The organism is Pseudarthrobacter sp. NPDC058329 (assembly GCF_042879835.1).
Lineage (GTDB): Bacteria > Actinomycetota > Actinomycetes > Actinomycetales > Micrococcaceae > Arthrobacter.
Genome location: NZ_JBHVZR010000008.1, coordinates 1 through 26,344 on the forward strand (window position 1 = coordinate 1; position 26,344 = coordinate 26,344).

Annotated in this window: 27 protein-coding genes and 1 pseudogene; 17 read left to right on the forward strand and 11 right to left on the reverse strand. The window is 66.2% G+C overall.

Features of this window, described 5'->3' with window-relative positions:
- From ACFVYC_RS11985 to ACFVYC_RS11995, 3 genes and pseudogenes are all read right to left on the reverse strand, one after another.
- Positions 1 to 257 (reverse strand): annotated as a pseudogene (locus ACFVYC_RS11985) (endonuclease); the annotation flags it as partial.
- Positions 258 to 391: 134 nt separating this feature from the next.
- Positions 392 to 622 carry a hypothetical protein gene (locus ACFVYC_RS11990; protein WP_387550103.1) on the reverse strand — a complete coding sequence of 77 codons (231 nt, stop codon included), beginning with the start codon at positions 620 to 622 and terminating at the stop codon, positions 392 to 394.
- Positions 623 to 755: 133 nt separating this feature from the next.
- Entirely contained in the window at positions 756 to 1,676 is a 921-nt protein-coding gene (locus ACFVYC_RS11995; RefSeq protein ID WP_387550104.1) for a LysR substrate-binding domain-containing protein, read from the reverse strand.
- A 314-nt stretch (positions 1,677 to 1,990) separates the two neighbouring features.
- Between ACFVYC_RS11995 and ACFVYC_RS12000 the strand changes: the two genes are divergently transcribed.
- From ACFVYC_RS12000 to ACFVYC_RS12060, 13 genes are all read left to right on the forward strand, one after another.
- Positions 1,991 to 3,073, forward strand: a complete 1,083-nt coding sequence (locus ACFVYC_RS12000) for an ABC transporter substrate-binding protein (protein WP_387550106.1) — start codon at positions 1,991 to 1,993, stop codon at positions 3,071 to 3,073.
- Positions 3,074 to 3,121: 48 nt separating this feature from the next.
- Positions 3,122 to 4,249 carry an ABC transporter ATP-binding protein gene (locus tag ACFVYC_RS12005; protein ID WP_387550108.1) on the forward strand — a complete coding sequence of 376 codons (1,128 nt, stop codon included), beginning with the start codon at positions 3,122 to 3,124 and terminating at the stop codon, positions 4,247 to 4,249.
- Entirely contained in the window at positions 4,246 to 5,169 is a 924-nt protein-coding gene (locus ACFVYC_RS12010; protein WP_387550109.1) for an ABC transporter permease, read from the forward strand. Before ACFVYC_RS12005 ends, ACFVYC_RS12010 begins: the two co-directional genes overlap by 4 nt.
- 2 nt (positions 5,170 to 5,171) lie before the next feature.
- Positions 5,172 to 5,987: an ABC transporter permease gene (locus ACFVYC_RS12015; RefSeq protein ID WP_387550111.1), complete on the forward strand. Its 816-nt coding sequence runs from the start codon at positions 5,172 to 5,174 to the stop codon at positions 5,985 to 5,987.
- A 308-nt stretch (positions 5,988 to 6,295) separates the two neighbouring features.
- Positions 6,296 to 7,084, forward strand: a complete 789-nt coding sequence (locus ACFVYC_RS12020; protein ID WP_387550113.1) for a LamB/YcsF family protein — start codon at positions 6,296 to 6,298, stop codon at positions 7,082 to 7,084.
- Between the two features lie 2 nt (positions 7,085 to 7,086).
- On the forward strand, positions 7,087 to 7,818 hold the full coding sequence (locus tag ACFVYC_RS12025; RefSeq protein WP_387550114.1) for an allophanate hydrolase subunit 1: 732 nt from the start codon (positions 7,087 to 7,089) through the stop codon (positions 7,816 to 7,818).
- Positions 7,815 to 8,828, forward strand: a complete 1,014-nt coding sequence (locus ACFVYC_RS12030; RefSeq protein ID WP_387550115.1) for a biotin-dependent carboxyltransferase family protein — start codon at positions 7,815 to 7,817, stop codon at positions 8,826 to 8,828. Before ACFVYC_RS12025 ends, ACFVYC_RS12030 begins: the two co-directional genes overlap by 4 nt.
- A gap of 55 nt (positions 8,829 to 8,883) precedes the next feature.
- The gene (locus ACFVYC_RS12035) at positions 8,884 to 10,224 is read left to right on the forward strand and encodes an MFS transporter (protein WP_387550116.1); all 1,341 of its coding nucleotides are present in this window, start codon (positions 8,884 to 8,886) and stop codon (positions 10,222 to 10,224) included.
- Between the two features lie 50 nt (positions 10,225 to 10,274).
- Positions 10,275 to 11,024: an SDR family oxidoreductase gene (locus tag ACFVYC_RS12040; RefSeq protein ID WP_387550118.1), complete on the forward strand. Its 750-nt coding sequence runs from the start codon at positions 10,275 to 10,277 to the stop codon at positions 11,022 to 11,024.
- Positions 11,025 to 11,060: 36 nt separating this feature from the next.
- On the forward strand, positions 11,061 to 12,005 hold the full coding sequence (locus ACFVYC_RS12045; protein ID WP_387550120.1) for a 2-hydroxyacid dehydrogenase: 945 nt from the start codon (positions 11,061 to 11,063) through the stop codon (positions 12,003 to 12,005).
- On the forward strand, positions 12,002 to 12,772 hold the full coding sequence (locus tag ACFVYC_RS12050) for an SDR family oxidoreductase (protein WP_387550122.1): 771 nt from the start codon (positions 12,002 to 12,004) through the stop codon (positions 12,770 to 12,772). The genes ACFVYC_RS12045 and ACFVYC_RS12050 overlap by 4 nt, the downstream gene beginning before the upstream one ends.
- Positions 12,772 to 13,854: an L-idonate 5-dehydrogenase gene (locus ACFVYC_RS12055; RefSeq protein ID WP_387550123.1), complete on the forward strand. Its 1,083-nt coding sequence runs from the start codon at positions 12,772 to 12,774 to the stop codon at positions 13,852 to 13,854. The genes ACFVYC_RS12050 and ACFVYC_RS12055 overlap by 1 nt, the downstream gene beginning before the upstream one ends.
- Entirely contained in the window at positions 13,851 to 14,384 is a 534-nt protein-coding gene (locus tag ACFVYC_RS12060; RefSeq protein WP_387550124.1) for a gluconokinase, read from the forward strand. Before ACFVYC_RS12055 ends, ACFVYC_RS12060 begins: the two co-directional genes overlap by 4 nt.
- 93 nt (positions 14,385 to 14,477) lie before the next feature.
- Here the strand turns inward: ACFVYC_RS12060 and ACFVYC_RS12065 are convergent, their stop codons facing one another.
- The gene (locus ACFVYC_RS12065; RefSeq protein ID WP_387550126.1) at positions 14,478 to 15,569 is read right to left on the reverse strand and encodes a serine hydrolase domain-containing protein; all 1,092 of its coding nucleotides are present in this window, start codon (positions 15,567 to 15,569) and stop codon (positions 14,478 to 14,480) included.
- A gap of 45 nt (positions 15,570 to 15,614) precedes the next feature.
- Positions 15,615 to 16,115 carry a hypothetical protein gene (locus ACFVYC_RS12070; RefSeq protein ID WP_387550128.1) on the reverse strand — a complete coding sequence of 167 codons (501 nt, stop codon included), beginning with the start codon at positions 16,113 to 16,115 and terminating at the stop codon, positions 15,615 to 15,617.
- Positions 16,116 to 16,264: 149 nt separating this feature from the next.
- Here ACFVYC_RS12070 and ACFVYC_RS12075 point away from each other — a divergent pair, with 149 nt between their 5' ends.
- The 4 genes from ACFVYC_RS12075 to ACFVYC_RS12090 all read left to right on the forward strand — a co-directional run bounded on the left by ACFVYC_RS12075 (position 16,265) and on the right by ACFVYC_RS12090 (position 19,643).
- The gene (locus tag ACFVYC_RS12075; RefSeq protein ID WP_387550130.1) at positions 16,265 to 17,056 is read left to right on the forward strand and encodes an oxygenase MpaB family protein; all 792 of its coding nucleotides are present in this window, start codon (positions 16,265 to 16,267) and stop codon (positions 17,054 to 17,056) included.
- Positions 17,049 to 17,945, forward strand: a complete 897-nt coding sequence (locus tag ACFVYC_RS12080) for a DUF817 domain-containing protein (RefSeq protein WP_387550132.1) — start codon at positions 17,049 to 17,051, stop codon at positions 17,943 to 17,945. Before ACFVYC_RS12075 ends, ACFVYC_RS12080 begins: the two co-directional genes overlap by 8 nt.
- A 29-nt stretch (positions 17,946 to 17,974) precedes the next feature.
- Entirely contained in the window at positions 17,975 to 18,787 is an 813-nt protein-coding gene (locus ACFVYC_RS12085; RefSeq protein WP_387550133.1) for a phosphatase PAP2 family protein, read from the forward strand.
- A 70-nt stretch (positions 18,788 to 18,857) separates the two neighbouring features.
- Complete coding sequence (locus tag ACFVYC_RS12090; protein ID WP_387550135.1) at positions 18,858 to 19,643, forward strand: hypothetical protein; 786 nt, start codon at positions 18,858 to 18,860, stop codon at positions 19,641 to 19,643.
- On the opposite strand, the gene ACFVYC_RS12095 is transcribed toward ACFVYC_RS12090, so the two are convergent.
- From ACFVYC_RS12095 to ACFVYC_RS12120, 6 genes are all read right to left on the reverse strand, one after another.
- Entirely contained in the window at positions 19,592 to 20,623 is a 1,032-nt protein-coding gene (locus tag ACFVYC_RS12095; RefSeq protein WP_387550137.1) for an aldo/keto reductase, read from the reverse strand. The two genes, ACFVYC_RS12090 and ACFVYC_RS12095, sit on opposite strands and share 52 nt — an antisense overlap.
- The gene (locus tag ACFVYC_RS12100) at positions 20,620 to 21,954 is read right to left on the reverse strand and encodes an LLM class flavin-dependent oxidoreductase (protein ID WP_387550139.1); all 1,335 of its coding nucleotides are present in this window, start codon (positions 21,952 to 21,954) and stop codon (positions 20,620 to 20,622) included. The genes ACFVYC_RS12095 and ACFVYC_RS12100 overlap by 4 nt, the downstream gene beginning before the upstream one ends.
- Positions 21,954 to 23,348, reverse strand: a complete 1,395-nt coding sequence (locus tag ACFVYC_RS12105) for an LLM class flavin-dependent oxidoreductase (protein WP_387550141.1) — start codon at positions 23,346 to 23,348, stop codon at positions 21,954 to 21,956. Before ACFVYC_RS12105 ends, ACFVYC_RS12100 begins: the two co-directional genes overlap by 1 nt.
- 89 nt (positions 23,349 to 23,437) lie before the next feature.
- Complete coding sequence (locus ACFVYC_RS12110; RefSeq protein ID WP_387550142.1) at positions 23,438 to 24,250, reverse strand: ABC transporter ATP-binding protein; 813 nt, start codon at positions 24,248 to 24,250, stop codon at positions 23,438 to 23,440.
- Entirely contained in the window at positions 24,226 to 25,089 is an 864-nt protein-coding gene (locus ACFVYC_RS12115) for an ABC transporter permease (RefSeq protein WP_387550144.1), read from the reverse strand. Before ACFVYC_RS12115 ends, ACFVYC_RS12110 begins: the two co-directional genes overlap by 25 nt.
- Positions 25,086 to 26,210 (reverse strand): ABC transporter substrate-binding protein, encoded by a 1,125-nt coding sequence (locus tag ACFVYC_RS12120; RefSeq protein WP_387550146.1) that lies wholly within the window; start codon positions 26,208 to 26,210, stop codon positions 25,086 to 25,088. Before ACFVYC_RS12120 ends, ACFVYC_RS12115 begins: the two co-directional genes overlap by 4 nt.
- Positions 26,211 to 26,344: the final 134 nt, after the last annotated feature.

Genomic DNA, 26,344 nt, shown 5'->3' on the forward strand with positions numbered 1-26,344 from the left:
GCCTGCACCGGCGCGTCCGGCGGCGCCACCGCATCGACGGTATCCGCGTACTTCACCGCAGCCCGGGCCTTCAGACCCGCGAACCCGGCCTCGGCTTCATGCGCCCCGGAAAGGATGTCCAGGCACCCATCCCCCAGCCCGGCCAGCGGATCAGCCTCCGAAAACGGCTCCGCACCACACCCGTCCACCTCGGCAGTGAGCACGGCAAGAGCAGCATTGATGTCCTCAAACGCCTTCGCCACCGCCGCCTTCGCCATATACCAATCATCGTGAGGGGGTCTGACATTCCTTGATGCAGGTCGGGGGGCAGCGACCCTACCGTGGTCGGCGCCGACCCATTCCCTAACGGCTGATCTAATCGCAAGCCAAAGCAGACTGCCCTAAGGTGGCCTTACCGCGCCGGAAGCAGATGCGTAGGGGGACCGACCACCGCGTCCTCCAGGAGCCAGACCGTGGATCCGCCCCTGCCTGCGGGCATGATGCTGCCTTCGAAGACAAAGACGGGGTCCATGGAGCGGTCCTCGGGGCGCCAAAAACCATTCGCAGGGCAGTGGAAACCGGTTTTGGCCATCAAGCCCAGGCCTCGGCCCGAAATGCTCCGGAGGGTGTTGATCTTTTTCACAACGTGCTCCCAATTAATCCTTGAAAGAATGAATCGGCCGTAAATGCCCGGCCATGAATTCAGTTTAGGATCAGGAGGGTGCGGGCGCTAAGACGAATGATGAGTGCCCCGATAAGCGGATGGTATGGACCGGTTAACGGGCATATTTGGAGCTGAGCATTTCCTGGAGCATTTCCTTCAGCACCAGGAGAACAGCGGACGCAGCCTCGGAAAGCGGGTCGTGGTCCGGCGTGCACAGCGCGATCTTGCACTGCAGTGCGGGATCCATTATCCGGAGGACATGGAAATCTTCCTCGTGGAAGAGGGCATCCGCGGCAGACTTGGGCATGATGGTGGCACCCAGGTCGGCCCGCAGCAACCGGGTAAGGGACGGAACGGATTCCACCTCACCCACCAACTGGACCTTGAGCCCCTTACTGGTGAAGCCGGCCTCTACGGCCTGGCGGAGGGTGTGGATCTGCTCGGGCAGGAACAGGCCGTGGCGGGCCACTTCCTCAAGGGAGATTTCGCCGTCCGCGTGGTTCACTCCGGCCCTGCCGGCGCTGACTACAAAGTGGAGGTCCTCCACGATCATGGTGGTGAACAGCACACCGCGAATGGGCCCGGGCTCGTAGATGAGTGCCATGTCCAGCCGGCCGTTCTTGATGGCTTCACTGAGCACGCCGCCGTAGATTTCCGTGACGTGCAGGGTGATGTCCGGGTACCGGCTGGCCACTTCACTGATGATCCTGGGCGTCAGGCTCGACGCCATGCTGTAGGGCGCAATGGCAATGGAAACGCGCCCGGACGGTGCGGCGCCGGACTTGGCCACGTCAAGGCGGGCCTGGTCCACAAGGCGCAGGATGGATTGGGCATGCCGGTACAGCGTATGCCCGGCGGCGGTGGGCTTAACCCCCTGCTTGCTGCGGATCAACAGACGCTGCTTCAGGTCAGTCTCCAGCGCCGAAACCTGCTGGCTCAGGGCAGGCTGGGCCACATGCAGCGCCGCCGCGGCCTTGGTGATGCTTCCCGAATCCACAATCTGCACAAAGTACGCAAGCTTCCGCGTATCCATGCCGCCTTCTCTCTCCGCGGCGTCCTGAACCCAGAAAGGTCATAACCGGATGCTATGGCGGGATACACAACAAGTCTTTGTGTGATCCACATCTCTGACACTAGGTTGAACCCAGAACGCAATTTCACTAGCAGTACATTCTACCCCCGGCAGGCATGCAATTTACCGATGACGTCAGATGCATTCTGCATAAAAGCGGGGTTTACCGAAATGGACGTTTTCTTTTACATTTCCGAAATATGCGCTCCATAGTTTCGGAGCATTCAGGATCCGCCACCTAAAAGCACGGGTTCTTCTTTAGAAAGAGATGGCACATGCGAGCAACAATCAAAGGCAAAATGGCAGCCGTGGCCGCGCTTTCCGCGGCGGTGCTGGCACTCTCCGCCTGCGGAGGCGGAAATGAAGCCGCCGGTAGCGGCAGCCCTACCTCGGGCGAAGTCAACCTGATTGCCTACTCCGGCGTGTGGCAGGACCAGTACACGGCGGCGGTCATTGAACCGTTCAAGGCAAAGTACCCGGACATCAAGATCAACTACGCGTCCAAGCGGTCCTCGGCAGAGATGCTCAGCGCCCTGCAAGGCCAGAAAAACAACCCCGCCACCGATGTGGCCATCATGGACAACTCCGTCTCCACCACCGGCAACAAGCAGGGACTATTCGAGAAGGTGGATGCCGACGGCGTCCCGAACCTCGCCAACGTTCCCGAGAAGTTCCAGGACAAGGAAGGGTACGGCCCGGTGGCCATGCTCGACGCCGTCGGCCTCGTCTACGACACCGCCACCTTCCCGGAAGCCCCGGACAGCTGGGAAGTCCTGTGGGACCCGGCGTACGCCGGCAAGATCAACGTCAACGCCCCGCCGTCGCTGCTGGGCCTGTCCCTGACAGCCATCACCTCCAAGATGGAGGGCGAGGACTACACCCAGGGCATTGACAAGGCGGTTGCCCGGCTCAAGGAAATGGCGCCGGGCGTGCAGACCTTCGCACCCAACCCGGATGAGTACCAGAACGTCATCACCGGCCAGACCGTCCTTGGCCTGGGCCAAAACGCCCGCGGCCAGTTCTACAGCGACCAGAGCAACAAGAAGATGGGTGTCACCTTCCCCAAGGAAGGCACGGTCTACCAGATCAACACCATCAACCTTGTGAAGGACGCCCCGCACTCCGCGGCAGCCAAGACCTTCGTTGACTACGCACTCTCCGCAGAGGCGCAGACGGCTTTCGCCAAGGCACTGTTCTACGCCCCCTCTGTCACGAACGCGGAACTGCCCGCTGACGTGAAGGACCGTGTGGTACCCACCGACGGCTCCCTGAACATCGTCCCGCTGGACGTCGATTTCCTTTCCTCGGCCCGCGACAAGTGGACCGACACCTGGAAGCGCCAGATCATCACCAAATAGCGCCTGCCGGTGCCCCTCCCAAACTTTCCCTTCAGGAGAACTGAACCCGTGACTGAATCAAAACTGTCGATCGTAGATCTGACCAAAAGGTACGCAGCTGGTCTGGAACCCGCCGTCGACCGCCTGAACATGGAAGTGGAGGAGGGGCACCTGGTGGCGCTCCTTGGCCCGTCCGGCTGCGGCAAAACCACCACCCTTCGGATGGTTGCCGGCCTGATGGACCCGACCGCCGGCTCCATCGTGGTGGACGGCAAGGAAATCACCCACACCCCAGTGAACAAGCGGGGCATGGGCATGGTCTTCCAGTCCTACGCCCTGTTCCCGCACATGAACGTCGAGCAGAACGTGGCCTTCGGCCTGGAAATGCGCCAGACCCCGAAGGCAGAGCAGAAAGCCCGCGTCGCGGCCGCCCTGGACATGGTCCAGCTGGGCCACCTGGGCAAACGGCAGACCAAGGAACTCTCCGGCGGCCAGCAGCAGCGCATTGCCCTGGCCCGCGCGCTGGTGGTGGAGCCCACCCTGCTCCTGCTGGACGAGCCGCTGTCCAACCTGGATGCCAAACTCCGTGAAACCATGCGCACCGAGATCCGGTCCATCCAGCAGCGCACCAGGGCCACCACGCTCTTCGTCACCCACGACCAGGACGAGGCCCTGGACATGGCGGACCGGATCGCCGTCATGAACGGCGGCCTGATCGAGCAGTTCGGTTCCCCCACGGACGTGTACGAACGGCCCCGCACGCACTTCGTGGCCAACTTCATTGGCCAGGCCAACTTCCTCACCGCCCGGGTGGGCGCTGAAACCGGCCAGGCAGCCATGGCCGGCGAAAGCTACTACAAGGTGGACGTGGAAGGCCTGGGCCAGTTCGGGGCCGTCGGCTCGGCAGGGCTGGCCGGCAGCACGCACGAAATGGTTATCCGCCCGCACCGGCTGGGCGTTTCCCTGCACCCGCGGGCCGGCGGGACAGCACTGGCAGGGACCATCGAGCGCGTCAGCTACACCGGCGATGCCCTGGCCGTTGCCGTCCGCGTGGGCGACCAGCACCTTCAGGCCCAGCTGCTGACCACCAGCGGCGACCTGCCGCGCGTCGGTGACGCCGCCTACCTGTCCTGGGCGCCCGAGGACGCCTACATCCTGCCCACGCCTGTGAAAACGGAGAAGCTGGTGGCGGCATGACACTCCTGCAAACCCCTGTCGATCCGGGGCAGCGGCCCAAAGCCCAGGACGAGGGGCAGCTGGAAAAAGCCACGGAACGGCGCAACCGGCGCACGTACCTGGCGCTGCTGCTTCCCGGCCTTCTCGGCCTGCTTGTGAGCTTCGTCTTCCCGCTGGCCTACATGATCCGGATGTCTTTCAACCAGGGCTTCCCGGACGGCGTCATTGTTGAGACGTTCACCCTTGATACCTATATCCAGCCGCTCACCGACCCCTACTACTGGCGCGTCACCCTGGACACCTTCCAGATGGGCGTCACCGTGGGGATCCTGTGCGTCATTGTGTCCTACCCGGTGGCACTGTTCCTGGCCCGCAGCACCAGCAAGTACCGCGGTCTGCTCATCGCCATCGCCATCGCCCCGCTGCTGACCTCGGCCGTGGTCCGCACCTATGGGTGGATGGTGATCCTTGGAACCAACGGGCTGGTGAATTCCTCGCTGGACGGGCTGGGCCTGATCGACACCCCGCTTGAGCTCACCAACAACATGACCGGCGTAACCATCGGCTTGGTGGAAATCTTTATGCCGTACGCCATCCTGGCCATGATCTCCGGCTTCGGCCGGCTCAGCCCCCAGCTTGAGGAAGCCGCCGGATCCCTGGGCGCCAGCAAGTTCAAGGTGTTCACCAAGGTCACGCTCCCGCTGTGCCTTCCCGGCCTGCTGACAGCGTTCCTTCTGGTTTTCGTCCTCTCCATCAGCACCTTCATCACCCCGCGCCTCCTGGGCGGCGGCAGCGTGCAGGTCCTGGCCACCGAGATCTACGACCAGACCACAGGCCTGCTCAACTGGCCGTTCGCAGCCGCCCTGTCCGTCATCCTGCTGGTGCTGTTCGGCCTCATCATCGCCGTCTACCAGCGCCTCACCAAGAAAATCGGAGGCTGACCGTGAGCGACGTCAAGGTATTCAAGCCGCGCTTCAACCCCGCCAAACCCGCTTTCGGGCTGCTGGTGTTCCTGCTGTACCTGTTCCTGCTGGCACCCCTGCTGATCGTCTTCGTGGTGTCCTTCGCCTCCAACCAGTACCTGTCCTTCCCACCAGAAGGGCTGACCCTGAAGTGGTACGAGATGCTGCCGCAGGAAAGCACCTTCATGGAAGGCATGAAGGTCAGCCTGATCGTGGCGGTCATCGTCACGCTCATCGTCCTCGCGCTGGGAGTACCGGCGGCACTGGCCCTGGACCGGTTCAACTTCAAAGCCAAGGCAGCCGTCCAGTCGTTCTTCCTCTCACCGCTGCTGATCCCCAGCATCGTCCTGGCACTGGGCATGGTGCTGCTCTTCGGGCCGCTGGAGCTGAACAACACCTACGCCGGGATCATCATTGGCCACGTGGCCATCACCATCCCGTTCGTCATCCGGACCACCCTGATGAGCCTGGCCACCACCGACACATCCTGTGAAGCGGCTGCCCGCATCCTGGGCGCCAACTCCTGGACGGTGTTCCGGCGGGTCACGCTGCCCATCATCCAGCCAGGTGTGATCGCCGGCGGCGTCATTGCCTTCATCGTCTCCTTCGATGAAGCAGTCATCTCGCTGTTTGTGGCCGAGTCAGGCCTGCCCACCCTGCCCGTGCAGGTGCTCCGGTACGTGGAAAACTCCGCGGACGCCGCCGTCGCCGCGCTGTCCGTGATCCTCATCCTGATCTCCCTGGCGGTAGTGGTCGTCGTCGAACGCGTTATGGGGCTCCGCAAAGCCCTCCGCTGACGCCCTGTCCCGTACCCACAGGCCCAATCGCAGACACAACGAAACAACACAAAAGTCCTGCCCGGCCCGCAACGCGGACCGGGCAGAACTTTCGTTAAAGGCAGTTGCGGGTCATAACCGGCACCTATCCCGTGACACCTATTACGTCTTTGTGTGATCCAAATCCCGGTGTCAAACTTTTTCTACAAGCCCGGTAATCCGGGCAACGGGACCGCAAGTACCACGGCTAGTCCCGAAACTTCCGCTTCCGGCAGCTGACGCTGTGCCTCTGGCCCAGCGCCGCGCCACCACCCCGAAGGAGGGCTCACATGGGACCCATCGTTGATCTCGTAGCAGATCTCGGAGAAGGCTTCGGCGCCTACTCGATGGGCGACGACGCGGCCCTGCTCGAAGTGGTGTCCAGCGCCAACATCGCCTGCGGCTTCCACGCCGGAGACCCGGACATCATGAACGCCACGGTCGCCGAGTGCGTGCGCCGCGGCGTCGCCATCGGCGCGCACCCCAGCTTCCCGGACCTGCGCGGCTTCGGCCGCCGCGCCATGGACCTCACCGCGGACGAGGTCCGCAACGACGTCCTGTACCAGTTCGGGGCCCTCAGCGCCTTCGCCGCCTACCACGGTGCCGGCGTCGTCCATCTTGCACCGCACGGCCGGCTGGGCAACCTCGTTGCCACCCGCCCCGACTACGCCGAAGCAGTGGCTGACGCCGCCGCCCGCGTCAGCCCGGACCTCATCGTCCTGGCCCAGGACGGCGAACTGGCCGACGCCGCCGCAGCCCGCAAGCTCCCGGTGGGCATCGTGGGCATCGCGGACCGCGCCTACCAGGCAGACGGCACCCTGGTGCCCCGCAGCCAGCCAGGCGCCGTGATCCACGACCCCGCAGCCATCGTGGCCCGCACCATCCGCATGGTCTGCGAAGGCGTCATCGAAACCGTGGCCGGGACCGACCTGCCCATCGTTGCCGACACCATCCTGCTCCACGGAGACACCCCGGGCGCCGTCCAGCTGGCCCGCCAGGTCCGCGCTGAACTGGAACGCGCCGGCGTCACCATCGCCCCGCTCGCCCAGGTCCTGGCCGCCAAAGTGAAAGCCGCCTGATCATGACCGCCACGCAGACTCCAGCGCAGCCTCCGGTGGAGGTGTTCGAATCCGGTGACGCGGCCCTGCGCGTCGTAGCTTCCTCGCCGGACCGGGAAGCCAACTGGGCCACCGTGCACGCCCTCGCCGGGTGGCTGGACGCTACAGGGGCCGACGGCGTCCACGGCGCAGTGCCCACGTACGACTCCCTGCTCGTTGAGTTCGATCCCGGGGTCACCTCCGCACGCCAGGTCAAGGCTTTTGTCCTGCTCGGCCTGCGCCAGCTTGAGTTCACCGGCACCCCCGCCCGTGCACCCCGCGAATTCCGCGTCCCGGTGGTCTACGGCGGCGAGTACGGCCCCGACTTGGAGCGCGTCGCCGAACAGCAGCAGCTCTCCGTCGAGGAGATCATCGAGCTCCACACCGCCAAGTCCTACGTGATCCGCTGCCTTGGCGCCCCCGCCGGTTCGCCCATGATGGACGGCCCCGATTTCCCGTTCGCCGTTCCGCGGCTGAAGGATCCCCGGCTGTCCGTGCCGGCCGGAGCCGTATCGGTGGCGGGCCGCCAGGCAGTTATTGCTCCGGCCGTGGCACCCGGTGGCTGGTGCGTCATAGGCCAAACGCCGCTGACCGTCCTCGACGCCACGGCAGAGCCTCTGGTTCCCTACGTGCCCGGCGACCTGCTGCGCTTCCACCGGATCCAGCCCGAAGAATTCGCTGCCTACGCAGGCCGGAAGCTGGAGGCGGCACGATGAGCGGCTCCCTGGTCATTCAGCAGCCAGGCAACTCAGTGGTCACCGACCTTGGGCGTTTCCGCGGCCCCCGCTTCGGCCTGCCCGTCAACGGCGCCCTGGACCAGTTCTCAGCCCGCGCCGCCAACATCCTTGCCGGCAACGGCGACAACGCCCCGCTGCTGGAGGTTACCGCGCTGGACTTCCGCATGCGCGCCACCACCGACATCCTTATCAGCGTCACCGGCGCACCCCTGCACCTCACGGTGGGCGGGCGCGAGTGCCAGCAGTGGGAGCCCCTATCCGTCAGGGCAGGAGAGACAGTAGCGCTGCGCGGGATCAACGGCGGGCTGCGGGCCTACATAGCCGTCCACGGCTCCGTGGAGGCACCCGTCCTTCTTGGCAGCTGCGCCCCGGACACCGTCGTCGGATTCGGGCTGCGGCTCGCGGAAGGCACGGAACTGAAGACCTTCGAAAGCGTCCAGCCCATCCGGCAGCCGTACTTCGACCTCCCGCTGTTCCGCCTGGGGCTCACCCGGCCGGAATTCCACAGCACCGCGGTGGTGGAGGTCACCGACGGCCCTGACATGGAGGAGTTCGGCGACACCGCGGACCTGCTCTACAACACCGAATACACGGTCAGTGGCCGGAGCAACCACATCGGCCTGCGCCTGGGTGGTGCCCTTCCCGAGCGCCAGTCCACCGCCGAGGTGCTGTCCAGGGGCGTCCCGGTGGGAGCCATCGAAGTGCCTTCACGGGAAGAACTCCTGGTCCTGCACCGCGGACGCGGCGTCACCGCCGGTTACCCCGTCCTCGCCGTGGTCACCAGCCGCTCGCTGGACGTCCTGGCCCAGGCCCGGCCCGGCCACAAAATCACTTTCCGCAAGACCACCGTCCCCGAAGCAACAGCGAAGTACCGGGCAGGGCTGCGGGAACTGGAGACCCTCCGATCCACCGTCAGCACAGTCTTTTCCCTCCTCGGCGTCGGCAAGGATCCGGGCCCGCCCCGGCTCGCGCCGGCAGCCGGAAGCTAACCGTCCTCGCCTTAGCTTCAAACCCTTGTTACCATCCCCTTAAGTAAGGAAAGCCATGTCCACCTCTACGCACGCGGCCCAGCCGCACACAGAGCGGCTCAGCAGCAAGCAGACCCGCAAGGTCGTCACGGCCGGCTGCGTCGGCATTTTCGTGGAACTCTACGACAACGGCATCTTCGCCTTTATGGCCGGAACGCTTGCCCTCGTCTTCCTGGCGCCCGGAAACCCGGACAACGCCCTGCTGTTCGTTTTTGCCGGCTACGCCGTTTCCTTCTTTGTGCGCCCCCTCGGGGCCGTGGTCTGCGGATACCTGGGTGACCGGATCGGGCGCCAAAAACTCCTGGTCTTTGTCATCCTGCTGATCAGTGTGGCCACCGCCGGCATCGGCCTGCTGCCCGCCTACTCCGCCATCGGCATCGCCGCACCGATCCTCCTTGTGCTGCTCCGCATGCTGCAGGGCTTCTCCGTGGGTGGCGAAGCTGCCGGCGCCATGACCTTCCTCGCCGAGCACGCCCCGGAAGGCAAGCGCGGCATCATCACCTCCTACGCCCAGATCGCCTCCTTCGCAGCCCTGCTCACCGGTACCCTCGTTGCATTCTCCATGTCTCCCTGGCTCACCCAGGCAGCGATCGACGGCGGCGGCTTCGGCTCGTTCGCATGGCGCATTCCTTTCTTGGTCGCCATCCCCATGGGCGTCATCGGCTGGTACATCCGCAAGGCCATCAGCGACACCCCCAACTTTGAAAAGCTGAAGGAAGAGGGCGGGCTGTCGAAGAACCCGCTGAAGGAAGCCTTCGCCTCCGCCGAACACCGCCGCGCCATGCTGCTGGCCCTCTTCATCCCGCTGATGAACGGCTCCGGCTACTACGTCCTCTTCTCCTACATGCCCACGTTCCTCAAGGGCAAGCAGCTCAACTTCACCATCGGCGAAGCCCTGCTGGTTACCGCCTGCAGCCTCGTGGTCATCTGCATCGCCATCCCCTTCATGGGTGCCCTCTCAGACCGGATCGGCCGCAAGAAGGTCATCGCCGGCTCGGCCATCGCCATGGCCGTCCTGGGCATTCCCTCCTACGCCCTGATCGCCACCGGCGAAATGGCATTCGCCATCATGGGTGCCTGCATCATGGCCATTGTTTTCGCCGGCCACACGGCCGTCATCCACATCCTCATCGTGGAACTCTTCCCCACCCGCGTCCGCTACTCGGCCTACGGCCTGGGCTACAACATCTCCTCGGCACTGTTCGGCGGTACCGCGCCGCTGCTGATGACCTGGCTGATTTCGTCCACCGGCAACATCTACATGCCTGCCTTCTACGCGGTGGTCACCGCACTGGGCACGCTTGCCGCGGTCAGCACGGTCAAGGACCGGGCGCACCAGCCCCTCCGCGACGCCTGATTTTCCACCTCACCCCGCGGCTCCGGGCCGCACCCTATTAGGAGACTTCCATGACTTTTTCTGACTACAAGACCGCCCTTGTTACCGGCGCATCCACCGGTATGGGCGCGGCCATCGCTGAGCGGCTGGCCAAGCGCGGGCTGACCGTCCACGCCCTGGCCCGCAACGAGGAGCGCCTGAAGGAACTTACAGACAAGACCGGGGCGGTGCCCCACGTCGTGGACCTGACGGACACCGCAGCGCTGACTGCCGCCGTCGGAGACCTGCAAGTGGATGTCCTGGTGAACTGTGCCGGAGTTTCCCGGCCCGGCAACATCCTGGACTCCAGCGCAAGTGACATCGATGAGCTCGTGGACGTCAACCTCCGCGGCCTGCTCCAGCTGACCAGGCTGGTGCTGCCGGGCATGGTGGAGCGCGACCTGGGGCACGTGATCAACGTCAGCTCCATCGCCGGCGTGTACAACTTCTACGGCCACACCGTCTATCACGCCACCAAGGCCGCTGTGCACCAGATCTCCCGCCAGCTCCGCAACGACACCGTGGGCAAGCGCATCCGGGTCACCGAGATCTGCCCCGGACGGGTGGAGACGGAAATCTTCGGCCGTAATATGGGCGGCACGCCCGAAGCGATGGAGGAAGCGTGGCAGACCTACTACGAGGGCTACGAATCGCTGACCACCGATGACATCGTCAACGCGATGGATTACGCCATCGAAACGCCCCGGCACGTGAATGTTGGCATGCTTGAACTGATGCCCACGTTCCAGGTACCCGGCGGCCTCACGTTCGACCGCCGCTAGCCACAGCCTCCACCCGCCCGATTGATAGGTTTCCCGATGCAAACAGTCCGTACAGTCAGCTTCCCCGACCAGCAGCTCCTCGACGATCTCTCACCCCTTCCCGAAGGGCTGCGGGGTGTGGTCTGGGACCTGAAAGGGGATCCCGACGGCGGGACGCTGGGTGAGATCGACGGCGTTATCCTTCCGTACATCGGCGCCGGCGCGGTGTTGGGCTCCCTCGGCAGGGTGGAGCAGCTGAAGTACGTGCAGACGCAGTCCACCGGGTACGACGGCGTGATTGAGGCTGCCGGCCCGGCGGCCGGTGTGGCGAGTGCCTCCGGAGTCCACGCGGCTGCGACGGCGGAACTCGCCATTGGGTTGATCCTGGCGAAGCTGCGCGGCATCGACCAGGCGGTGCGGGACCAGCAGCACGGCCTGTGGAAGCCGGAACGGCGCCAGTCCCTCGCGGACCGGCGCGTGCTGCTGCTGGGCGTGGGTGGGATCGGGCACGAGATCGCCCTCCGCCTGCAGCCCTTCGAAGTGACCGTCACCCGGGTGGGGAGTTCGGCCCGCACCGATGAGCACGGCGAGGTGCACGCGTCCTCGGACCTCATCTCACTGGCCGCCACGCACGACATCCTCGTCTCGGTGCTGCCGCTGAACGAGCACACCCACCAGCTGATCGGCGAAGAGGTCCTCGCGGCCCTGCCGGACGGCGCCCTGGTGGTGAACGTGGGCCGCGGCTCCGTGGTGGACACCGCTGCGCTGACCAAGGAAGTACTGTCGGGCCGCCTGCAGTGCGCCATCGACGTCGTCGATCCGGAGCCGCTGCCCCAGGACCACCCGCTGTGGTCCACTACCAACGCGCTGATCACCCCGCACGTGGGCGGCAATGCGTCGGCGTTCCAGCCGCGGATCCTCAAGCTCCTCCGGAAGCAGCTCGAGGCGCTGGCCGCAGGGCAGGCTCCGGCCAACCTGGTGCAGGCAGGTCCGTTCTCATGAGTTCACTTTTTGACCTGACCGGACGGGTTGCCCTGGTCACCGGTTCGAGCCGGGGGATCGGCAACGCGCTGGCCCGGGCACTGGCCGACGCCGGCGCAACAGTGGTGCTGAACGGCATCAATGCCGAGCGGCTCAAGGACGCGGCGGCCGCGATGGCGGCGGATTTTGCGCCGGGCCGCATTCACAGCGTCGCCTTTGATGTCACGAGCGACGCCGAGGCGACGCGCGGCATTGGGTGGGTGGAAGAGAACGTGGGTCCCCTGGAGATCCTGGTGAACAACGCGGGCATCCAGCACCGGGTGCCCATGCTGGAACTGGACGTCAAGGACTGGGAACGGGTGATTTCCACCGACCTGACCAGCGCCTTCCTGGTTGGCCGCGAGGCTGCCCGCTTCATGATTCCACGCGGCCACGGCAAGATCATCAACATCTGCTCCGTGCAGACGGACCTTGCGCGGCCCACCATTGCCCCCTACATTGCGGCCAAGGGCGGGCTGCGGAACCTGACCCGGGCCATGACGGCCGAGTGGGCGGCGTCCGGACTGCAGATCAACGGCATCGCCCCGGGCTACATCCACACGGAGATGACCCAGAACCTGGTGGATGACGAACAGTTCAACTCCTGGATCCTTGGCCGCACTCCGGCGAACCGGTGGGGGACCGTTCAGGACTTGGCCGGACCGGCTGTGTGGCTCGCATCCAGCGGATCGGACTTTGTTAACGGGCAGACCATTTTCATTGACGGCGGAATGACGGTGGTGGTCTGATGACACTCGATTCAGCACTCACCAGCCCTGTTCTTCCCGTGACCGGCCCGGCTGTTGTGGCCCACGCCGCCGGGGACCTGCGCATCGACGAATTGACGCTCGCCGCTCCGGCCTCCGATGAGGCCGTCATCGAGGTGCACTACGGCGGCATCTGCGGCTCCGACCTGCACTACTGGCTGCACGGCGCCGCCGGCGAATCCATCCTGAAGGCGCCGCTGGTGCTGGGCCACGAAATTTCCGGAACGGTGGTCCGGCCCGCGGCCGATGGAACCGGCCCCGCCGCGGGAACTGCGGTTGCGGTCCACCCTGCCACGCCCGGTCCGGGCGCTGCCCGGTACCCGGCGGACCGGCCCAACCTCTCGCCCGGCTGCACCTACCTGGGCAGCGCCGCGCGGTTCCCGCACAAGGACGGCGCGTTCAGCCGCTACGTGAACCTGCCGACGCGGATGCTTCGGACGCTGCCGGACAGCATCGACCTGCGGACGGCGGCGCTGATCGAGCCCGCCTCGGTGGCGTGGCATGCGGTGGCCCGGGCTGGCGATGTGGCCGGCAAATCGGCGCTGGTGATCGGCAGCGGACCCATCGGGGCCCTGGCCGTCGCGGTGTTGAAGCGGGCCGGCGCACGCCGGATCACCGCCGTCGACATGCATCACAAGCCGCTGGAAATCGCTCAAGCCGTGGGAGCGGACGAAGTGCTCGCCGCCGGCGACGTGGAGGCGATCGCCGCCGTCGAGGCCGACGTCGTGATTGAATCCTCCGGCAACCACCACGGCCTCGCCTCCGCGATTCAGGGTGCGACCCGCGGCGGCACCGTGGTGATGGTGGGGTTGCTGCCCACAGGACCGCAGCCGGTCCTGATCTCCCTGGCCATCACCCGCGAGCTCGAGTTGAAGGGCTCGTTCCGGTTCAACGACGAGATCGACGACGTCATCGCCGCGCTCGCCGACGGCTCGCTCCACATCGAACCGGTCATCACCCACGAATACCCCGTGGAGGAGGCGCTTGAAGCCTTCGGCGTGGCACGTAACTCTGCGGAATCCGGGAAGGTCCTGCTGAGCTTCGGAGCCGGGAGCGGGTCATGACCGTGCTCTCGCCGCTGGTGGTGATGGGCGTTTCCGGCTGCGGGAAGTCCACGGTTGGTTCCCTTTTAGGGCAGCGGCTCGGCGTTCCGTTCTTCGACGGCGATGACTTCCACCCGGCCGCCAACAAGGCCAAGATGGCTGGCGGCGTTCCATTGGACGACGGTGACCGGGCGCCGTGGCTTGCCGAAATCGGTGCCGCACTGGCGGGCCCGGGCGGGGGAGCGGCCTCCTGCATCATCGCCTGCTCAGCGCTCAAGCGCAGCTACCGGAACCTGCTGCGCAGCTTCGCGCCAAACGTGGTGTTCGTCCACCTTGCCGGCGATGCCGCAACCATCTCGGACCGGCTGAGCAGCCGGGAACACGAGTACATGCCCGGCAGCCTGCTCGCTTCCCAGCTGGCCACGCTCGAACCGCTGGGCCCCGATGAGGCGCACTTTGCCGTGGACATTCATGATGACCCGGCGTCATTGGTGGACCGGATCGTCCGGCAACTGGCAGCGCTCGAAGGCCGGGCAACCGCCCCGGCTTAGGGAGTTTTCGGACAGGTATGCAGGAGGGGCTTTCAAGTCCTCGTATCTGCTAATAACTCCGTCACCCAGCAGGAATCCACGCCGTGGGCGTACTCAGGCTGCGGTGATGACCGCGTCCAGCTTCCGCAACGGTCCCCAGGCGCCGTCCTCGCTGTTGGCAACAACGGCCACCGTGACGTCCTGGGCAGGGTAGTAGCGGACCATGGCGCTGGCGCCGACGTTGATGCCTTCCTTGTATACGGACCGCACCGTTCCGTCCGCCGTGAGCTCGACGGCGGGACCCAGCCCGTAATACAGCTCGGCGCGTGCGCCCGGCGCGGGGTCCGTTGTGGTGCTGTGCAGTGCATGCGGAGTGAGGAAGGCCTTGGTGGAGGCTGGGGTGAGCAGTTCACCGTAGCGGACGGCCGTGAGGAACCTGGTGAGGTCCGCTGCTGTGGCGTGGGCACCGCCGTCGGGCGATCCGATGGGCGGGTAGGAGTAGATGTTCTGGCGCCACCCCTTCACGGGCCCGCCCGGTTCCCGGACGGGCTCCCAGCCCTCGGCAACGTCGGGCTCGGCGGCGCGCATGTCGAAGAAGCCGGCTGTGCCCATCCCTGCCCTGGCGAAGACGTCGCGGACCACAACGTCGCGGTAGCTTTCCCCGGTGACTTGCTCCACCGCCAGGCCGCAGAGGACGTAGCCCACGTTGCAGTACCGGCAGCCCTGCCCGGGTTGAAAGACGGCAGGCTTGTGCGCGAACTGCGGCAGGAAGTCCGCTGTCGTGGTGACGGAGTAGGAGGGGCGCTCAAGCCACAGCGCCTCGTAGGACTCGCCGGCTTCCTCATCGGCGTCGTCGGCGATGCCGGAGGTGTGGCTCAGCAAGTGCCTTAGGGTCACTGCCGGGGAGATGGTGGTCTCGGTCAGGTCCACGTAGGAATGGATTGACTCGTCGAGGTCCAGGGCCCCGGCATCAACCTGCTGCAAGACCGCGACGGCGGTGAAGAGCTTGGTCACTGAGGCGACGTCGAAGCGCGTTCCCGCTGAGACGGGCACCTTCCAGCGCCGGCTCGCCAGGCCATGCACCGATTCCAGCAGGACCTCGCCGGCACGCTCCACGCGGACAACACCGGAGAAAGCATCGGTTTCAGAAAGGGCCGCCAGTTCGGCGTCCACGGCCAGCAAAGGATTTTCGAGGGAAACGGTCATTGTTGTCCTTTCGTCTCGGACCATCCTAGGACCGCAGGACTCGCGTTAGTGGGCCTGCAGCGCAGGGCTGTGGCGCTCACTCCGGTGGCGGGGCAATGACGTGCCCGGGAAAATTCCGTCGTGGAGATGAAAGCCCAGAAGTTCTGAACGGAATTTCACTTCGTCCACGAACTCGGACAGGGGCGGAGGCGTGCCGTCCGTCGTTCTCCGCAGCAGCTTCTGCAGCGGGCCGCTGAAGGTGTCCCTGACTTTCAGCAGCGTGAGCCCGGAATGGTCAGTGACAGTGAATGTACGCACAAAGGTCAGCAGTCCCAGCGCCCTGCGCCCGGTCCACACCATGCGCTGCCCGTCGAACCTCTTGACGCGGAGCGGAAGGGACCTCTTGCCGCCGGTCAGCCGGACGCGGATCTTGGCGCCGTGGACGATGTCGCCCGCGATTTCCGCAATTCCCGACTTCCAGACGGGGTAGTTGCCCTGATCCGTCAGGATCTCCCGGACGATGCTGGACGGGGCGAGAAGAACAGTCTGCGCCTCGAACGATTCCATGAGCCAAGGCTATCGAACGGAAATGACAGCCTTCCCAAGAAAATCTATTGTGAAACGTGATTCCCGTAACGCCCGAAGGGCAAAGAAGCGGACGACGGCGGGAGGTCCCGTCGTCGTCCATCCATGGACTCCTCCGGTACCCTGTTGAGATGGCGCGTGGACTTGCGGATTTGGGGGCGGAGGGCATCCTGCTTGCCGGAGCGGGACGGGCCATCCTGCTGCAGCTCGCCGACCCGGCAGTGGGCCGCGGTGTCGCCGAGCACAGCACCTTCACGGACCGCCCGATCAACAGGCTCAAAGGCACCCTCACCTACGTCTACGCCGTCGTTTACGGCTCGGACGCACAGCTGCAGGAGGTCCGCCGCAGAGTGAACCGGGCACATGGCCCGGTTCGCCGGGCCGCCGACGAGAAATCCCCGGGATACAACGCCTACAACGCGGACTTGCAGCTCTGGGTCACAGCGACGCTCTATGACACCGCCCTCACCGTCATCGAGAAAATCTACGGACCGCTCGACGACGAGTCCGCCGACGCGATGTACCGCGACTACGCGAAACTCGGCACCGCCCTGCAGCTTCCGGAGCGGATGTGGCCCCACGACAGGGCAGCGTTCCGCCGCTACTGGGACGAGCGGATCAGCACGCTCCGGGCCGATGAGAACGCCGTCCGGGTGGGCCGGGGCCTCCTCTACCCGCACCGCGCGGCGCCGTGGTACCGGGCCATCATGCCGTTCGCCAGGTTCCTCACCGCGGGTCTCCTGCCGCACCAGTTGCGCCAGGATTTCGGCCTGCCCTGGAGCGGCCGTCATGAGCGCCGCTTCCACCTCACCATGAAAACCCTGGCTGTGGTCTACCCGAAGCTGCCCCAGCGCCTCCGGCACTGGTTCAAGAACTACTGCCTGAACCAGCTGGAGACACCGCGCCAGCCTGCCAATGCGTAGTTCCACCCCGCTGGAGCAGCGCCTCGACGAGCGCACACGCCGCTTCCTCGCGAGCGCACCGGCCAGCCGCATCCGCCCCAGGCTGACAGAGTTCCTGGTCTTCGGCCTCAAACAGGGCTGGGCCTGCATCTTCGGCGCCGCCCTCCTCGCTGTCCTCATGGCGGCACGGCTCTGGTACCCGGACAGCGCCGCACTGGCCAGGAACGACTTCCTGACCCTCGCCGCCGTCGTCATCCAGATCCTGATGGTTGTGTTCAAGCTGGAAACCCTCAAAGAGTTGCGGGTCATCATCCTGTTCCACCTGGTGGGCACGGTGATGGAGCTGTTCAAGACCGACGTCGGCTCCTGGACCTACGAGGCGGAGGGCGTCCTGCGGATCGGGGCGGTCCCGCTCTTCAGCGGGTTTATGTACGCGGCGGTGGGCTCCTACATGGTCCGGGTCTACCGGCTCTTCGACCTCAAGTTCGCCAATTACCCGCGGCGATGGATCACTGCGATCATCGCCGCCGCCGTCTACATCAACTTTTTCAGCCATCATTACGTCTGGGACGCGCGCTGGGTGCTGCTCGCCGCCGTCGTCATCATCTTTGGCCGGTGCGTTATGCACTTCCGCGTCTTTCGGAAGCACCATCGGATGCCGCTGGTCATGGCCTTCCTCCTCGTGGCGCTGTTCATCTGGATAGCGGAGAATATCGCCACCTGGTCCGGCGCCTGGCTCTACCCCAGCCAGGTGGACGGCTGGCACCCGGTCTCGCTGGACAAGCTCGTTTCGTGGTTCCTGCTGATGATCATTTCCGTGGTGCTGGTGGCCTGGGTCTACAAGCCCCAGCCGCCGGAAGTGGCGGGAACAACGGATCAGCCCGCCGGGCAAGATAAGCTTGCTTACTAATTCAGTGTTCGGCGGGAAAGGGTCCAGACATGGTTGCAGGGAAGAATCCGCCGGAAGCCGGGGTGAGCGGCGAAGTTCACCAGGACCGCTTTGTGGGCGGCCAGGACCTCACACGGTGGGATACCAAACCGGGCCAACTCCTGGCCTCTGCTGTCCAGCGGATCAGCAGGCTGCTGGGCTCCCACGCGGCATTGGTTCTCACCCTTGCCGTCGGGGCGGCGCTGGCTGTCGCCCTGGCCGCGATCTTTGCCGAGGTGTACGAATCCGTAGTTGAAGCCGACGGAGTGGCCGGTCTTGACCATCCGGTCCTGGACGGCGCCAAAACGCTCCGGTCCCCGGTCCTGGATACGGTCATCACCGGCTACACGGATGTAGGCGGAACGGTGGGCATGCCTGTGCTGGCGCTTGCCATCATGATCGGCCTGGCGTTGCGGCGCCGGTCCTGGACGCCTGTCATCCTGATGCTTGTCGCCGGGCTCGGGTCGCTTTCGATGACCATCGCGGGCAAGGAACTGGTGGGCAGGACCCGGCCGGACCTCGCCGACGCCGTACCGCCGTATGAATACTCCGCGTCGTTCCCCAGCGGCCACTCGTTGAACTCGGTGGTGATTGCCGGGATTGTCGCCTACCTGATCATCCTTCGCCTCAAGTCCGCCCGCGCACGTGTCCTGGCGGGCGTGGCAGCAGGGGTCTTCGCGGCCACGATGGGGCTGAGCCGCGTCTACCTCGGACATCATTGGCTCACTGACGTCCTGGGCGCCTGGGCACTGGGTGCCGCCTGGCTGGCGCTGGTAGTCACGGCCCACCGCCTGTACCTCACCACCCGGGTGCATCCGGCCTGATCTTCCCGGTGCTAAGCGCTACCGGCCATATACTCGAGGGGCATATTCGGACTGTCTTGATGGGGGACCAATGGGCGGGCAATCCAACTCGCCGGCGCGGGAGGCCAGTGAGCTTCCGCCGGTCTTTGTGGAAGTACCGGACCGGTCGGGTCTGCCCGATGCCGGCACTTCCACCGCACTTAACACTGGGCTCACCGTGGCAGAGGTGCTCACCGCCACCGAGCCAGCCCCCGTCATGTACGCCACGAAGGCCCAGCGGCGGCGCCGCGACATCCTGGGTGTCACCTGGATCCTGGTGGCCATCATCAGCGGGGTGCTATATGGCGTGTACAGGGACGCCGCCTATCCGGGAGAAGCTGACTGGGCGCTAATGGTGCTGGCAGTCACCGTCCCGTTCGTGGTGGTGTTCAGCCTCTACCCCCATTGGCAGGGACGGCGGCTCAAAAAACGGCACAAGGCCTGGCTTTCACGCTTCATCTTGTTGTGGCCGCTTCGCGAGAGGCTCGTCGAGGTGGAGCGCATCCGCGACCTGCGGCAGCGCGTTATCGTGGAGGCCATGGCGGCCACGATGGCTGAGGGCCGGGAGGCATTGCTCAGGCAGTCCGGTGCCGCGTCCCAGGCGGACAGCGCCCTGTTGATGCAGGCGCTGACTGCGGTGGGCGCCTACGCGAAGGCTACATCCGATGAGCCTGCGCTGGAGGCGGATGCACGGCAGGCCGTTGACCACTTCAGTGAAAAGGCCGGACGACGACGGGAGCTTCCCGAGCCGTCCGGCCCACCAGCCGCTCTACCTGGCAAGGCAGATCAGCGGCTGCGGCGGCGCAGCGAAGGATCAGTCAACGACGGCGGCCGGTAGCCGGCGTCGGCCTGGTTCAGGGTGGTGCCGGGCGGGACGATCTCGTCGATCCGGTCCAGCACGTCCTTGGACAGGCTGATCTTGTCCGCGCCGAGCGCCCCCTCAAGGTGCTCCAGCGTGCGCGGACCGATGATCGCGGACGTGACGGCCGGGTGCTCGAGGACGAAGCCGAGCGCGAGATGGATCAGGGACAGGCCCGCCTGCTCGGCGAGTTCGGTCAGCTCCAGCACCGCCCGGGCCTTGATGGCATTTTCGGCCGACGACGGGTCGTGCCGTTCCGGTTGCCGCCAGGCCCTGCTGGAGGTGGCGTGGGCGCCGTCGGGCCGAATCCTGCCGGACAGCCAGCCGCCCGCGAGCGGGCTCCATGGCAGCACACCGAGGCGGTGCTTCTGGGCGAGCGGCAGCACTTCGCGTTCAATGCCGCGGGCCAGGATCGAGTACGGCGGCTGCTCCGTCACCGGCCGCTCCCGGTGTCGCTCGCGTGCCACGTACTGGGCTTCCACGATCTGGCCCGGGTCAAACGTGGACGTGCCGATGTAGCGGATCTTGCCCTGCCGCACCAGGTCCGTGAGCGCGCCGAGGGTCTCGTCAATATCCGTGTGCGGTTCGGGCCGGTGCACCTGGTAAAGGTCAATCCAGTCCGTCTGCAGCCGGCGCAGGCTGTCTTCCACTTCACGGATGATCCAGCGGCGCGAGTTGCCGGCCTGGTTCACCTCTTCGCCGAGGCGCCCGTGCACCTTGGTGGCCAGCACCACGTCGTCCCGGCGGCCCTTGAGAGCCTTGCCCACGATGACCTCGGACTCGCCTTTGGAATAGACGTCGGCGGTGTCCACCAGGTTGATGCCGGAGTCCAGTGCGCGGTGGATGATGCGGATGGAATCCTCGTGGTCCGGGTTGCCGATGGCCCCGAACATCATGGTGCCCAGCGTCAGCGGGCTGACCTTGAGGCCGGTGGCGCCCAGGTTGCGGTATTCGGTCATGCGGAAGCTCCTTGAAGTTGGTTACTGTATTGGCTTGCGGGACGGTCCAGGCCGAAGTGTTCGCGGAGTGTCCGCCCGGTGTACTCGGTGCGGAAGAGGCCGCGGGACTGCAGGACGGGAACCACTTCGTCGGCGAAGGCTTCGAAGCCACCGGGCAGCCACGGCGGCATGATGTTGAATCCGTCCGCCGCGCCGTTTTCGAACCAGCGCTGGATCTCGTCAGCCACCTGGACGGGGGTTCCGGCGACGACGTAGTGCCCGCGGGCCCCGGCGAAGCGGTGCAGCACCTGGCGCACCGTCAGGTTCTCGCGGCGGATGATGTCCAGCACCAGCTGGCTGCGGCTGCCTGCCTTCCCTGCCGTGGCCAGCAGATCCGGCGGGAACGGCTTGTCCAGAGGCACACCGTCCAGGTCCACGCCCAGCAGCTTGCGCAGGATGCCAAGCCCGTACTCCGGCTGCGTCAGTTCGTCGAACTCCTGCTTGAGGGCCCGGGCTTCCGCCTCGGTGGAGCCCAGGTACGGGCTGATGCCGGGCAGGACCAGGAGCTGCTCCGGATCCCGGCCGTTCGCCGCTGCCTGCGCCTTGATGTTGGCGTAGAACCCCTGAGCGCTTTCAAGGGTCTGGTGCGCAGTAAAAACGGCTTCGGCGTGCTGTGCGGCGAAGGCTTTGCCATCGGACGAGGATCCGGCCTGTACGAAGACGGGCCTGCCCTGCGGCGACCGCGGGGTGTTCAGCGGACCCGCCACGCGGAAGTAGTCGCCTTTATGCCCGATCGGATGGATCCGGGACGTGTCCGCAAAGACGCCCGTTTCGGCGTCGGCCTCAACGGCCCCGTCCTCCCAGCTGTCCCAGAGTTTGCCTGCCACGCGCACAAACTCGTCCGCCCGCGCGTACCGCTCGGCATGTGGCGGGTGCTCGTCCAGGCCGAAGTTCTGCGCCGCGCGCTTGGCTCCGGTGGTGACGATGTTCCAGCCCGCCCGGCCGTTGCTGAGGTGGTCCAGCGATGCAAACAGGCGTGCCGCGTTGTATGGCTCCAGGTAGGTGGTGCTGGCCGTGCCGATCAGGCCGATCCGCTCCGTGGCGACGGCGATCGCAGACAGCCAGGTAAACGGCTCGATCCGGAACCTGGTGGCGAACTGCACGTTGCTTTCCAGGGCGGGGCCGTCCGCGTAAAAGACAGCGTCCAGCTTTGCCGCCTCCGCCCGCTGGGCGAGCTCCTGGTAGAAGCGGATGTCCAGCAGACGGTCGGTCCGGGACTTCGGATGCCGCCACGCGGCCTCGTGGTGCCCGCCCGGGTAGATGAACAGGTTGAGCTTCAACTGCCGGCCCATCAGAACGCCGAACCGATCGACGCGAGTTCCGGTGCAAGAGCGCCGGCGAAGCGGTTGTCCGGGCGTTCCAGGCCGTAGTGCTCCCGCAGCGTGCGGCCCGTGTACTCGGTGCGGAACAGGCCGCGCTCCTGAAGGATGGGCACCACTTTGTCCACGAAGGTTTCCAGCCCCGAGGGCAGCACCGGCGGCATGATGTTGAAGCCGTCCGCTGCGCCGCCGTCGAACCATTCCTGGATGGCGTCCGCCACCTGGACGGGGGTGCCGGTGAAGGTGCGGTGCCCACGGCCGCCGCCCAGGCGGCCGATCAGCTGCCGGACGGTGAGATTTTCGCGCCGGGCGAGCTGGACGATCAGGGTATAGCGGCTCTTGGCGCCCTCGATCTCGTCCTCGCTGGGCAGGTCCTCCGGCAGCCGGCGGTCCAGGGGCAGGTCCTCCGGGGCGACGCGCAGGGTCTTGGCGAGCTGAATCCGGGCGTACTCGGGTTTGATCAGGCGGTCCAGTTCCCGCTCCAGTTCCTGGGCCTCCTCCTCGGTGGCGCCGATAACGGGCACGATGCCGGGCAGGATTTTGATGGTTTCCGGGTCGCGGCCGGCCGCTGCGGTGCGGGCCTTGAGGTCGCGGTAGAACTCCTGCGCGTCGCCGAGGGTCTGGTGGGCTGTGAACACGGCGTCCGCGTACCGGGCAGCGAGGTCCTTGCCGTCCTCGGAGGAACCGGCCTGCACAATCAGCGGGTGCCCTTGCGGTGAGCGGGGCACGTTCAGCGGGCCGCGGACCTTGAAGTGCTTCCCCGCGTGGTCGACCACGCGGATCTTCTCTGCGTCGCCCCAGACGCCCTCCGCCTTGTCCGCGAGCACCGCGTCGTCGTGCCAGCTGTCCCACAGCTTCTGCGCCACCTCGATGAATTCGGCGGCACGCTCGTACCGCACCGCGTGGGCGGGTTGATCGTCAACGCCGAAGTTGCGGGCAGCATCCGGACCGGCGGTGGTGACCACGTTCCAGCCGGCGCGGCCGCCGCTGACCCAGTCCACGGACGCGAAGCGGCGGGCGAGGTTGAAGGGTTCGTTGTAGGTGCTGGAAGCGGTGGCAATCAGTCCGATGTGGTCGGTGGCGCCGGCAATGGCGGTGAGCAGGACGGTGGGTTCGAGCTTGCCGGCCGGACGTCGGCCAACCTCGCCGAAGAGCACGGGCGAGTCGGCGAAGAAGATGGAGTCCAGCTTGCCGCGTTCGGCCGTGCGGGCCAGTTGCTTGTAGTGCTCCACATTGGTGCTGGACTGCGGGTCGCTTTCCGGCAGCCGCCACGAGGCCTCGTGGTGGCCGGTGCTCATGAGGAAGGCGTTGAGGTGAAGTTTGCGTTGGGTTGACGCTGGGTTCTGTGATGAATTTTCGGCAGGCATGGGTGCTCCTGGTTCAGAATGTGCAGATCAGGTGGGCGGGGTTTCGCCAGGCTCAACCAGCGGGGTTGAGCATGACGGAGGGTGCCGGGTCAGTGGCTGGCGGCAGGTGCGACGCCGAGATCGGCCAGGAGTTCGCGGCGCAGCGCCTCGTGGCCGGCAGCATCAACGGCCGAGCCTACGTCCGGCGCTACGGTGTGGACGGTGGCCACGCGGCCGCTGTCCAGTACCACGATCCGGTCCGCGAGGGCGATGGCCTCGTCCACGTCGTGGGTCACCAGCAGGACTGCCGGACGGTGGGCGGCCACCAGGTCCTGAAGCAGCCCGTGCATCTTGATCCGGGTCAGGGCATCGAGGGCGCCGAACGGTTCGTCAGCCAGCAGCAGCTGCGGTTCGCGGACCAGCGACCGTGCCAGCGCCACGCGCTGCTGTTCGCCGCCGGACAGCTCGTGCGGCCAGGACTTTTCCCGGCCGGCGAGCCCCACTTCGGCGAGGGCTTTGCGTGCCCGGGCCTCGGCGTCGTGCTCCCGAAGGCCCAGGGTGACGTTGCCCAGCACGGTGTCCCAGGGCAGGAGCCGCGAATCCTGGAAGACCACGGACACCCGCTGCGGGACGGTGATGACGCCGCTGCCCCGAACGTCGTGGTCCAGCCCGGCCAGTGCCCGGAGCAGGGTGCTTTTTCCGCAGCCGCTGGGTCCCAGGAGCGCTACGAACTCGCCCGGGGCGATGTCCAGGTCCACGCCGTTCAGGACGCCCTTCGGGCCGAAGCTGCGGATCAGGTTCCGCACGGAGACGGTGCCGGCGGAGGAGCCCGCGGCGGACTGTGCTGTGCCGGAAGGTGTTGTGCCGGTCAGTGTTGTGCCGGAAGGGGCGACGGCGGTCAGCCCGCCAGAGTGCGCTGCCATGAGAGGGCCTTTCGTTCGAAGAAGCGGACGGCGCCGTCAGACAACAGGCCGAGAATGCCGTAGACGGCGAGTCCGAGGACGATGATGTTGGTCTGGCCATAGGTGCGGGCGAGCTCCATCATGTAGCCGATGCCGCTGGTGGCGTTGATCTGTTCCACCACCACCAGGGACACCCAGGCTCCGGTGACGGCGAAACGCAGGCCCAGGAAGAAGCCGGGCAGGGCGCCGGGGAGAACCACCTTGCGGATGAACGCGGCGCGGCTCAGTCCCACAGTCTGGGCGAGCTCCACATAGCGCAGGTCGATTCCGCGCAGCCCGGCATGTGTCTGCAGGTAGATGGGGACAAACACGCCAAGAGTGATGGTGAGGACCTTCATGGTCTCGTCGATGCCGAACCACAGGATGAGCAGCGGGATCAGGGCCAGGCCGGGGATGGCGCGCTTGATCTGCACCGGCCCGTCGATGAGTGCCTCTCCCACCCGGCTCAGGCCCGACAGGAGCGCGAGCAGTGCGCCGACCACAATGCCGAAGAAGAGCCCGAGTCCGGCGCGCTGGGCGGAGATGGCCAGGTTTTCCTGGAGGCGGCCGTCAGCCAGGAGTTCACCCGCGGTGGCAACCACCGTCCAGGGCTCGGAGAGGATCCTGGGATCGAGCAGGCCGGTGGCCGACAGGACTGTCCAGAGCGCCAGCAGGGCTGAGGGGCCCAGCAGCCAGGCCAGCCGCCGTCGGCGTCCCGGTCCAAGGCGGCGGCCCGTGGGCCGCACGTCCGGACGTCCGGTGAATGCCGGGTCCTGATGGGGTTCGACGGCGGGACGTTCCAGGACGGGGGCGGCGCTCATGCCGCACCGCCCTTTCCATCCTCGGCGAACGAGGTGCCGGCGATGGACTCATAGCGGGTGTCATAAAGGTCCGCCGCGGTCAGCTGCGGCTTCTTCTGTTCCCGGGACAGCAGGTCGATGGTCTGCTGGTGCCGTTCGATGCCATCGGTCCAGGTGGTGGGAACGTCCCGCTTGCCGGCGGCCTCGATCAGGTACTGGCCGTCTTCGCGGGAGAGGCCCTGGTCCTTGACGTAGTAGCCCTCAAGCCATTCCTCAGGGTGGTCCTCGATCCAGCGCTGGGCCTTGCCCCACACCTTCACGTAGGCGGCCAGTGCTGCGGCCTTGGCGGGGTCGGCCAGGACTTTGGCGGGGGAGTAGAGGTGGCCAGGGTCATCGCGCAGGCCGTGCCGGAGGGTGGTGCCGCCGTCGGCCTTGTATTTGGTGAGGTAGCGCTTGATCTGTACCCCGCCCAGCGGTGCGGCGTCCACCTGCTTGCTGGACAAAGCTGAGGCATAGGCGTCCCCGGTGCTGGGCAGTTCGATGAGCTTTACGTCGTCCTGCGCGAGGCCTGCCTGTTCGAGGATCCGCAGCACCAGGGCGCCCTGCGCCTGCCCCGGGCTGTAGGCGATCTTCTTGCCGCGCAGTTCTTCAAGCGTCGCAATCCCGGCCCCGGGCGCGATGCCAAGTTCGTACAGTGGATGGTTGACGGCGTCCTGCCGGTAGGCGCTGGCGATGATGCGGACGTCCAGGCCGGTCCAGGTGGCGTGGATGGGCGGAATGTCGGCCACGGAACCAACGTCGAGGGCGTTGGCCCGGAAGGCTTCGGTGGTCTGGGGGCCGCCGGAAATGTTGGCGAACTCCACGGTGAAGCCTTCGAGCTCCTTGTTCAGGCCCGAAAGTTCGAGGGCCACCTTGACGGTTGGATCGCCCACCTTAATGGTGGTTCCGGCCGGAACCGAGGTGGCCAGCGGGCCAAACGAAGCCTGGTCAACGGCCGGGTTGCCCGCCGTTGCCGTCCCGCCGCAGGCGGTCAGGAGACCCAGGGCGGGCAGGGCCAGGAAAGCGCCAAGCGCACGGCGGCGGGTAAAGGCTGACGTCGCGCTTGGGGCGGACGGCGGGCGGGAGGGTGCAGCGAAGGACATGGTTGGCCTTTCGGAGGTTGGCGTGGGGATGGCGTGCGAAGCCGGAAAATTGGCACAGCGGAGCTGGCCCTGGGACAGGGCCGGAGTGAAAGTTCGTAGTTGGTGCGCGGGCCGCGTGGCCGGAGGCTAGACGG

What these genes read in the sequence shown, in the direction of transcription:
- ACFVYC_RS12020 (WP_387550113.1), top strand. Translation starts at nt 6,296, where the DNA reads ATGGGACCCATCGTTGATCTCGTAGCAGATCTCGGAGAAGGCTTCGGC.
- ACFVYC_RS12030 (WP_387550115.1), top strand. Translation starts at nt 7,815, where the DNA reads ATGAGCGGCTCCCTGGTCATTCAGCAGCCAGGCAACTCAGTGGTCACC.
- ACFVYC_RS12105 (WP_387550141.1), bottom strand. Translation starts at nt 23,348, where the DNA reads ATGCCTGCCGAAAATTCATCACAGAACCCAGCGTCAACCCAACGCAAA.
- ACFVYC_RS12060 (WP_387550124.1), top strand. Translation starts at nt 13,851, where the DNA reads ATGACCGTGCTCTCGCCGCTGGTGGTGATGGGCGTTTCCGGCTGCGGG.
- ACFVYC_RS12045 (WP_387550120.1), top strand. Translation starts at nt 11,061, where the DNA reads ATGCAAACAGTCCGTACAGTCAGCTTCCCCGACCAGCAGCTCCTCGAC.
- ACFVYC_RS12075 (WP_387550130.1), top strand. Translation starts at nt 16,265, where the DNA reads ATGGCGCGTGGACTTGCGGATTTGGGGGCGGAGGGCATCCTGCTTGCC.
- ACFVYC_RS12040 (WP_387550118.1), top strand. Translation starts at nt 10,275, where the DNA reads ATGACTTTTTCTGACTACAAGACCGCCCTTGTTACCGGCGCATCCACC.
- ACFVYC_RS12100 (WP_387550139.1), bottom strand. Translation starts at nt 21,954, where the DNA reads ATGGGCCGGCAGTTGAAGCTCAACCTGTTCATCTACCCGGGCGGGCAC.
- ACFVYC_RS12035 (WP_387550116.1), top strand. Translation starts at nt 8,884, where the DNA reads ATGTCCACCTCTACGCACGCGGCCCAGCCGCACACAGAGCGGCTCAGC.
- ACFVYC_RS12055 (WP_387550123.1), top strand. Translation starts at nt 12,772, where the DNA reads ATGACACTCGATTCAGCACTCACCAGCCCTGTTCTTCCCGTGACCGGC.
- ACFVYC_RS12010 (WP_387550109.1), top strand. Translation starts at nt 4,246, where the DNA reads ATGACACTCCTGCAAACCCCTGTCGATCCGGGGCAGCGGCCCAAAGCC.
- ACFVYC_RS11995 (WP_387550104.1), bottom strand. Translation starts at nt 1,676, where the DNA reads ATGGATACGCGGAAGCTTGCGTACTTTGTGCAGATTGTGGATTCGGGA.
- ACFVYC_RS12115 (WP_387550144.1), bottom strand. Translation starts at nt 25,089, where the DNA reads ATGAGCGCCGCCCCCGTCCTGGAACGTCCCGCCGTCGAACCCCATCAG.
- ACFVYC_RS12080 (WP_387550132.1), top strand. Translation starts at nt 17,049, where the DNA reads ATGCGTAGTTCCACCCCGCTGGAGCAGCGCCTCGACGAGCGCACACGC.
- ACFVYC_RS12090 (WP_387550135.1), top strand. Translation starts at nt 18,858, where the DNA reads ATGGGCGGGCAATCCAACTCGCCGGCGCGGGAGGCCAGTGAGCTTCCG.
- ACFVYC_RS12000 (WP_387550106.1), top strand. Translation starts at nt 1,991, where the DNA reads ATGCGAGCAACAATCAAAGGCAAAATGGCAGCCGTGGCCGCGCTTTCC.
- ACFVYC_RS12025 (WP_387550114.1), top strand. Translation starts at nt 7,087, where the DNA reads ATGACCGCCACGCAGACTCCAGCGCAGCCTCCGGTGGAGGTGTTCGAA.
- ACFVYC_RS12065 (WP_387550126.1), bottom strand. Translation starts at nt 15,569, where the DNA reads ATGACCGTTTCCCTCGAAAATCCTTTGCTGGCCGTGGACGCCGAACTG.
- ACFVYC_RS12120 (WP_387550146.1), bottom strand. Translation starts at nt 26,210, where the DNA reads ATGTCCTTCGCTGCACCCTCCCGCCCGCCGTCCGCCCCAAGCGCGACG.
- ACFVYC_RS12070 (WP_387550128.1), bottom strand. Translation starts at nt 16,115, where the DNA reads ATGGAATCGTTCGAGGCGCAGACTGTTCTTCTCGCCCCGTCCAGCATC.
- ACFVYC_RS12095 (WP_387550137.1), bottom strand. Translation starts at nt 20,623, where the DNA reads ATGACCGAATACCGCAACCTGGGCGCCACCGGCCTCAAGGTCAGCCCG.
- ACFVYC_RS12050 (WP_387550122.1), top strand. Translation starts at nt 12,002, where the DNA reads ATGAGTTCACTTTTTGACCTGACCGGACGGGTTGCCCTGGTCACCGGT.
- ACFVYC_RS12110 (WP_387550142.1), bottom strand. Translation starts at nt 24,250, where the DNA reads ATGGCAGCGCACTCTGGCGGGCTGACCGCCGTCGCCCCTTCCGGCACA.
- ACFVYC_RS12085 (WP_387550133.1), top strand. Translation starts at nt 17,975, where the DNA reads ATGGTTGCAGGGAAGAATCCGCCGGAAGCCGGGGTGAGCGGCGAAGTT.